Source organism: uncultured Enorma sp., from assembly GCA_905210055.1.
Taxonomy (GTDB): Bacteria; Actinomycetota; Coriobacteriia; order Coriobacteriales; family Coriobacteriaceae; genus Enorma.
This window is the reverse complement of the sequence record CAJLVH010000104.1, coordinates 1-7,192: the sequence shown is the minus strand read 5'-3', so window position 1 is coordinate 7,192 and position 7,192 is coordinate 1. Positions and strand designations below refer to the sequence as shown.

Annotated in this window: 6 protein-coding genes and 1 pseudogene; 2 read left to right on the top strand and 5 right to left on the bottom strand. The window is 62.7% G+C overall.

Translation table 11 applies throughout. The features are described from left to right. From QZ079_RS07035 to ettA, 5 genes and pseudogenes are all read right to left on the bottom strand, one after another. A pseudogene (locus QZ079_RS07035) lies at positions 1–208 on the bottom strand (SIS domain-containing protein); the annotation flags it as partial. A 51-nt stretch (positions 209–259) separates the two neighbouring features. Then, positions 260–1,390 carry an SIS domain-containing protein gene (locus tag QZ079_RS07030; RefSeq protein WP_297036926.1) on the bottom strand — a complete coding sequence of 377 codons (1,131 nt, stop codon included), beginning with the start codon at positions 1,388–1,390 and terminating at the stop codon, positions 260–262. Positions 1,391–1,611: 221 nt separating this feature from the next. Next, positions 1,612–2,346, bottom strand: coding sequence for a GntR family transcriptional regulator (locus QZ079_RS07025; protein WP_297036923.1), 735 nt, complete (start codon positions 2,344–2,346; stop codon positions 1,612–1,614). Beyond that, on the bottom strand, positions 2,331–3,119 hold the full coding sequence (locus QZ079_RS07020; protein ID WP_297036920.1) for a GntR family transcriptional regulator: 789 nt from the start codon (positions 3,117–3,119) through the stop codon (positions 2,331–2,333). Before QZ079_RS07020 ends, QZ079_RS07025 begins: the two co-directional genes overlap by 16 nt. Positions 3,120–3,330: 211 nt before the next feature. Beyond that, entirely contained in the window at positions 3,331–5,010 is a 1,680-nt protein-coding gene (ettA, locus tag QZ079_RS07015; RefSeq protein WP_291289772.1) for an energy-dependent translational throttle protein EttA, read from the bottom strand. Between the two features lie 221 nt (positions 5,011–5,231). On the opposite strand from ettA, the gene QZ079_RS07010 reads away from it, so the two are divergent. Both QZ079_RS07010 and QZ079_RS07005 read left to right on the top strand, forming a co-directional pair. Beyond that, positions 5,232–6,026 (top strand): ThiF family adenylyltransferase, encoded by a 795-nt coding sequence (locus QZ079_RS07010; RefSeq protein ID WP_297036916.1) that lies wholly within the window; start codon positions 5,232–5,234, stop codon positions 6,024–6,026. Continuing rightward, complete coding sequence (locus QZ079_RS07005; protein WP_297036914.1) at positions 6,023–6,790, top strand: TatD family hydrolase; 768 nt, start codon at positions 6,023–6,025, stop codon at positions 6,788–6,790. The genes QZ079_RS07010 and QZ079_RS07005 overlap by 4 nt, the downstream gene beginning before the upstream one ends. Positions 6,791–7,192: the final 402 nt, after the last annotated feature.

Sequence of the window (7,192 nt, the reverse complement as noted above, 5' to 3'; positions counted from 1 at the left end):
CGCCGAACTTGTTCATGAGGTACTCGAGCTGCATGAGCTCGTCCCAGGTGCCGCCGACGCCCATGAGGAAGATCGCGTCGTAGCCCTCGTCGGCCACACGATCCGCAAGCGCCGCCATCTTCTTCCCCGTCTCGTACAGGGCTTCACCGTCTTTCAGGTACCCTTCTTGGTCGAAATGCATGATCTCAACCTTTTCCGTCGGTTTCATCCTTGACTCCCTTCTCCACCTAGAGGATTTCCGATACGTATGAGAGGCGGGCTAGGCTCCCGCCGAATCTCCGTAGACCGTTGCAGCACGGCGTTCGAGCTCGTGCACGGATTCGTCGTATCCCGGTGCCTTCGAGGCGAAAGCATCATCCACCGCATCGAGATACGGATGCACGTCCCAGCTCTTGAGGGCGCCGGCGATCTGCGCGGCGAGGTATTGGATGAAGCCGAGGGCGGCAAACGGGTAGACCTCGGGTGCCGACGCCTCGATCACGACCTCGTGCGCCGCCCCTTCGGGATGAGCGGTGAGGAGATAACAGGTGTCCGTGACGGAGCGGATGCCGCGCGCGATGCCGGCCAGGCGCTCCGAGCCGTCTGCGTCGTCGATGATGACGACTAGGTAACCAGGTGTAATTTGCATCTCGGGGCCATGGATGAACTCCTCGCCCTCGAACCACATCGCTGGCACCTTCGTGGTCTCGCTGAACTTGAGCGCCGCCTCCTGCGCCACGCCGCGAAGCGCGCCGTTGCCTACGAAGATCGCCGGCGCCTGCGTGGACAGGGCAAGCTTCTGGTTTTCAAAGAGGGCTCGTGCCGCGGAGATGCCCGACGCGCATGCTCCTCCGGCCGTACAGAGGCATCCGCGCAGCCGATCAGCCTCTGTGGCATCGAGTGCGCCCATGCGCTCACCCGCTTCGATGCCGAACAGCATGAGGTAGCAGACGAGCACGTGCACGCCCATGGTGACGAAGTCGACCGATTCGACCCCGACGCCGTAATCGAACACGCACACGGCGTGCTCGGAGATGGGCGCCGCCCAGTTCGCGGTGAGGGCCGCACACGGAAGGTCATGTTCGGCCATGAAATCGAGGGCGGCAATCGTGTTGGTGGAGTATCCGCTCTGCGACACGGCGACGTTGAACGCGTTCGTGGGCTGCGCATGCTCGAAATCGATGAACGCTTCGGGCGTCACGACCTGCACCTCGCGCCCCAGAGAGCGCTGTAGGAGCGGACGGGCGATATCGGCGGCGTTCTTGGAGGAGCCGGACGCAACGATACGCAGGGCATCGCAGCCGCTCAAGGTGAATCGCTCGACCAACGGTTCAACGAGTTCGAGACCGCGTGCAGCGACCTCGTCGAGCCGCGTCACGGAGCGCTCGATGTAGTCCGCCATCTTCACCATGCATCACCTTCCCATACGCCACGGACGGTGGTTGCAGCTAAGCAACATTTCAAAGCTATTTAATACCACTTATCAATTATGAGTATTTAATACCACTTTCGACAGCGCAAAGGGACAGCGCTAAGCGGTAGCAAATCATCGGTGATTGGTTTTATTTGCTTTGCACTTGGCGGAACGCGGTGTCCATGACGGTGCACACCTTTGCCGCGAGCCCTTCAGCCTCAGTACTCGTAGCTGTAACTTCCCCGATCTGCACGGCAGAGTGAATTGGAATACTCGACCACGCATCCCGTTGCATCGAAGCTCAGGCAGGCGAGCGAGAGCGCCGGCTCGCCAGGTTCGACCTGCAGCAGCGCGGCATCGTGGGCGGAAAGGGTCTCGATGTCGAGCCGCTCGCCCGTCGCCACGACCTCGCGACCGTACATCTTATATGTCTCGTACAAGCTGAACACGGAAACATCGACCTCTTCGATGCCTTCGAACAAAGCGAGCGGCACGAGCGCGCGCTCGATAGAAAGGGGCTCGCCGTCGACGCTGTTGAGGCGCCGGATCGAATAGAGCACATCTGCTTCGTCGATCGAGAAGATGCGCGAGAAGTATGGCCCTGCGAGACGGCGCGAACGGGAAAGCACGCGCACGGAAGCGGCGCGGTTTGAGGTGCGGGCAGATTCGCGAAAGCCCCCCACCTCGCCGACCTCTTCGAAGCGCCGGCTGGTAACGTAGGTTCCCTTGCCTTGTACGCGGCGAATCCGCCCCATGACAGCAAGATCGTCGAGAGCAGCGCGCACCACGAAGCGCGTCGCACCGAACTCCCGCGCCAGATCGTGCTCAGAGGGCATCGCGGAGCCTTCCGGATATTCGCCGCGCTCGATGCGCTCGACCAGCTTATCGGAGATGAAGCCGCTCAAAGAGCTGATGCCCGTACCAGGGCGGTGGGCGTCTACGCGTTCAGCCATGCAAGCACCTCCTTGGGCATAACCTCTTGCCTTCCGCTCAGGCTTGCGAAGCGGTAGCGCGCCGGATTGATGACCGTCTTCACGTACTCCACGAGCGTGTGCTCGGCATCGTACTCGAGCGCCGATTCGAAGAACGCCGGCGACCCCTTCGCGATGCCTAGGTAATCCGCCTCGTCGCCATTCGCGCGCGAGATGGAGATGCGTTCGATACCGTGCTCGACGCGGATGCCATACGCTCGTTCAAGCACGCGGTAGAGTTCCTCGCTGCCGAAATCGAAGCGGTCGATACCCGGGCACAGCGAGCCGTTGATCGAAGATGTCTCAATCGATACGGGGTGCTCGTCGGCAAGACGCACGCGGCAGAGTTCGAAGATAGGAGCACCCTCGGCAAGGCCGGTACGTTCCGCGAGGGCGGCATCGGCGGTCTCCCACCGGGCAGAGATCACGCGCGAACCGGGCACGCGCCCCACGGTGCGCACGGAATCGGAGTAGCTGTACGTGTCCTCGAAGATGTTGACGGGTTTGGCGGGGCAGATAAACGTACCCGCGCCATGACGGCGTTCAAGCATGTGAGCGGATTCGAGCCGGCCGATCGCCGCGCGAAGCGCCGTGCGCGAGACCCCAAGTTCTTCGGCAAGATCGCGCTCAGCAGGCAGGCGGTCGCCGCCCGTGAGGCGATAGCGCTGTATGTAGTAGAGAATCCCCTCCTCGGCGCGGTCGCGCGGAGGAGTTGCCGGGATACCGCCCACCACTCGATCCTGCCCTTTCGTCACATGCCGACAGCCCCTCGAACGATGCCCGAGCGGCCGGCCGCGTACATCGTGAGCAATTGTACCCTATTCATCCGCGCGCATCCCAAGCCGTCGAAACAGCGTAGCGGAACGCGTGGCGGACGTGAACCCTGAACGACGTCGACATATTCCGCCGTTTTCGTCCTTCCGTTTGAGAAATCTGGCGGAAAAGGTCGACGTCGTCGAAGCGAATCTAATCGCGGGTAAGCTTGCGGTGGATGCGGTGCGGCTGCGCGGCATCCTCGCCGAGGCGTGCCACACGGTTCTCCTGGTAGGCGGCGAAGTTGCCTTCGAACCAATACCACGCGCCGGGATTCTCGTCCGTGCCCTCCCACGCGAGGATGTGCGTTGCCACACGGTCGAGGAACATGCGGTCGTGGCTGATGACCACAGAACAGCCGGGGAATTCCAAGAGCGCCGCCTCGAGCGAGGAGAGCGTCTCGACATCGAGGTCGTTCGTGGGCTCGTCGAGGAGCAGCAGGTTGCCGCCCTGCTTCAGGGTGAGCGCCAGGTTCAGGCGGTTGCGCTCACCGCCGGAGAGCACACCGGCGCGCTTCTGCTGGTCTTGGCCCTTGAAGCCGAAACTCGCCACATAGGCGCGGCTCGGCACCTCGGTCTCGCCGACGATCATCTTATCGGTGCCGCCCGAGACGACCTCCCAGAGCGTCTTGTCGGGGTCGATGCCCGCACGGTTCTGGTCGACGTACGACACCTTCACGGACTCGCCAAGCTCGATCGTACCGCTCGAAGGCTCTTCTTCACCGATGATCATCTTGAAGAGCGTCGACTTACCCACGCCATTCGGGCCGATCACACCCACGATGCCCGCACGCGGCAGGCTGAATGAAAGGTCGTCGATGAGCACGCGGCCGTCGAACTCCTTGTGCAGGTGCTCGACCTCGAGTACCTTCGCTCCCAGGCGCGGGCCCACGGGAATGCGGATATCCGTCCAGTCGAGCTTCTGGCTCGCGCGCGCCTCGGCCTCCATCTCCTCGTAGCGAGCGAGACGTGCCTTGTTCTTCGCCTGGCGAGCCTTGGGGCTGGATCGCACCCACTCGAGTTCGGAGGCCATACGCTTCGCAAGCTTGGCGTCGCGCTGCCCCTGCGCGGCGATGCGCGCGGCCTTGGTCTCGAGATAGGTGGAATAGTTGCCCTTGTAGGGATAGAGGTGGCCACGGTCGACCTCGCAGATCCACTCCGCGACGTTATCCAGGAAGTAGCGGTCGTGCGTGACAGCAAGCACGGCACCGGGGTAGTTCTTCAGGAAATGCTCGAGCCACAGCACCGACTCGGCGTCCAGGTGGTTCGTGGGCTCGTCCAAAAGCAGCAGGTCGGGTGCCTCAAGGAGCAGCTTGCAGAGTGCCACGCGGCGACGCTCGCCGCCGGAGAGCACGCTCACGGGCATGTCGGAATCGGGTAGCTGGAGGGCGTCCATCGCCTGGCCGAGCTTGGAGTCGATATCCCAGCCATCGGCCGCGTCGATCTCGTCCTGGAGCTTGCCCATCTCGGCCATGAGGGAGTCGAAATCCGCATCGGGCTCGGCCATCTCCTCGCCGATCTTGTTGAAGCGCTCGACCTTGGCGAGCAGGTCGCCGAACGCCATGCGCACGTTCTCGATGACGGTCTTATCGTCGTCGAGCGGCGGCTCCTGCTCGAGCAGGCCAACGGTGTAGCCGGGCGTAAGGCGCGCATCGCCGTTGGACACTTCCTCGACACCCGCCATGATCTTGAGAAGCGTCGACTTGCCCATGCCGTTGGGACCCACAACGCCGATCTTCGCGCCCGGGTAGAAGCTCAAGGTCACGTCATCGAGGATGACCTTGTCGCCATGCGCCTTGCGCGCCTGGTACATCTGGTAGATGAACTCTGCCATGAGAAACTCCGTTCTTGACAACTCATACATGCAGCATAGTCGCAGACTCGCTGGTATTCGCCCAGAGCAAAAGCCGCTCTCCACGGCTAAACCATGCACGCATATCTACCCCAGGGTTTTCGACTTACGACGCGGCGCGAGAACTCTAACGTCTCGACCCAAGGTCGACGTGTTTGATGTAAAAAAGTCACTGGGGTATTTTTACACGTAGAATGAGAGCTATGAACGATACTCTGACATCACGGCTTGAAGCGCTTTGGGGCGCAGCGGGACTTGCCCGCCTGCAAGCAGCAACCGTTATGGTCGTGGGCGCAGGCGGTGTGGGCTCGAACTGCATCGAGGCGCTCGCGCGCGGCGCCATAGGCACGATCGTCGCCGTCGATGGCGACGAGGTCGCAGCGAGCAACACCAACCGGCAGGCCGTCGCATGGACGGATACCGTCGGCATGCGAAAGGTCGACGCAGTACGCACGCTCGTAAAGCGCATCAACCCCAGTACACGCGTGATCACACGGGATGCGTTCCTGCTGCCTGGAGACGTCGCCTGCCTCATCGCTTCTTGCCGCGCTGAGGCGGGCGGGCGCATCGATTACATCGTCGACGCTATCGATACCGTCTCGACGAAGCTTGAGCTCGCCGCGTGTGCACAAGAGCTCGATATCCCGATCGTGAGCAGCATGGGCGGCGCGATGAAGCTCTATCCTGAACTCCTGCGCTTCGCCGATATCTACGACACGCAGGGCGATGCACTCGCCCGCGTCATCCGCAAATGCTGCCGCAAACGCGGAATCCGCCGGCTCGACGTGCTCTACTCGCCCGAAACACCGCTCGACCCCCCACAGAGCGCAGATGCCCCGGGCAATGCGAAAACGATAGACAATGAGGGTCAATGCGCGAAAAGCGGGCGCCCACCTTTGGGCACGACCTCCTATCTCCCGCCCATCATGGGACAGATGCTCGCCGGATTCGTGATGAGGCGGATTGTTGGAATCGATGCCGGCGGTGACTCGCGATGAGGTTCGTCGACACGCACGTTCATCTCGACCTCATGACGAACGGCGTCGAAATCGCGCGCGCCGCGCAGGATCTGGGCATAGGCTTGTTCTGCACGACCGTTACTCCGCACGACACCGCAGCTGCGCTCAAACGATTTTCCAACCGCCCGAACGTACGCGTGGGCGCAGGGCTTCATCCTTGGTGGCTTGCAGACGGCACCTGCGGAGATGCCGACATTGAACTGCTGAAAGGACTTGTCGCACACTCACGCTACGTAGGCGAGGTGGGGCTTGATGCCGGCAAACGCGGAGCAGCAAGCCTCGAGCTGCAAACTGCCGCGTTCGAGCGCATCATGCGCGCGGTTTCCGAACATCCACTTCAGGGACGCGTCATATCCATCCACGCCATTCGATCGGTGAACCGCGTGCTCGACATCCTCGAGCGAAGCGGCGCGATCGCTACCTCATCCTGCATCCTGCACTGGTTTAGCGGCTCCAGCGACGAACTCTGGCGCGCCGTTCACCTGGGCTGCCTCTTCTCAATCAACGAGTACATGCTCGCCACGAAACGCGGCCGCGAATACGCACGCATCCTCCCCGACGACCGTCTCCTCCTCGAAACAGACGCCCCGCCCCAGCTCAATGCCCCCTACGAACTCACTGCCCTAGAGCACTCGCTTGAAACCACCCTCAACCACGTAGCAGACCTACGGCACACCGACCCCAACTCACTCGGAACCTCCATCGCCGCCCGCAGTGCGCAGCTCCTCGATTTCGAAGCATAGCGAGATTCGGGCGACTCGAATCTGCCCAAGACGCACCATCCAAGCGGAAAGTAGCCAAAAACGAAAGGTTGGTGACGCTTCTTCCCGGAGAATGCGGGTGCGAATCTCCCGTAGCTGGGATAACCGCGCGCCCTACCAGGGCGGCGGGCGATGCGCACCCCCGTTTCCTGAGAAGCAGCGTCACCAACCTTTCGTTTTTGGCCAACCCGGCACGCGCCGAGCGAAGCGACGGCGCCCAAGACCGCCACATCCCCTCCCCCGCACGCGGCAAGCGAAGCGATGCCGCCCGAGGCCGCCTCCGACCCCCGCATCCCCGTCGCCCGCGCACGCGCCGGGCGAGCGCAGCGAGCAGCGGCGCCCGACGCCCCCGCATCCCCCCGCCTGCGCGGCGAGCCCGAAGAC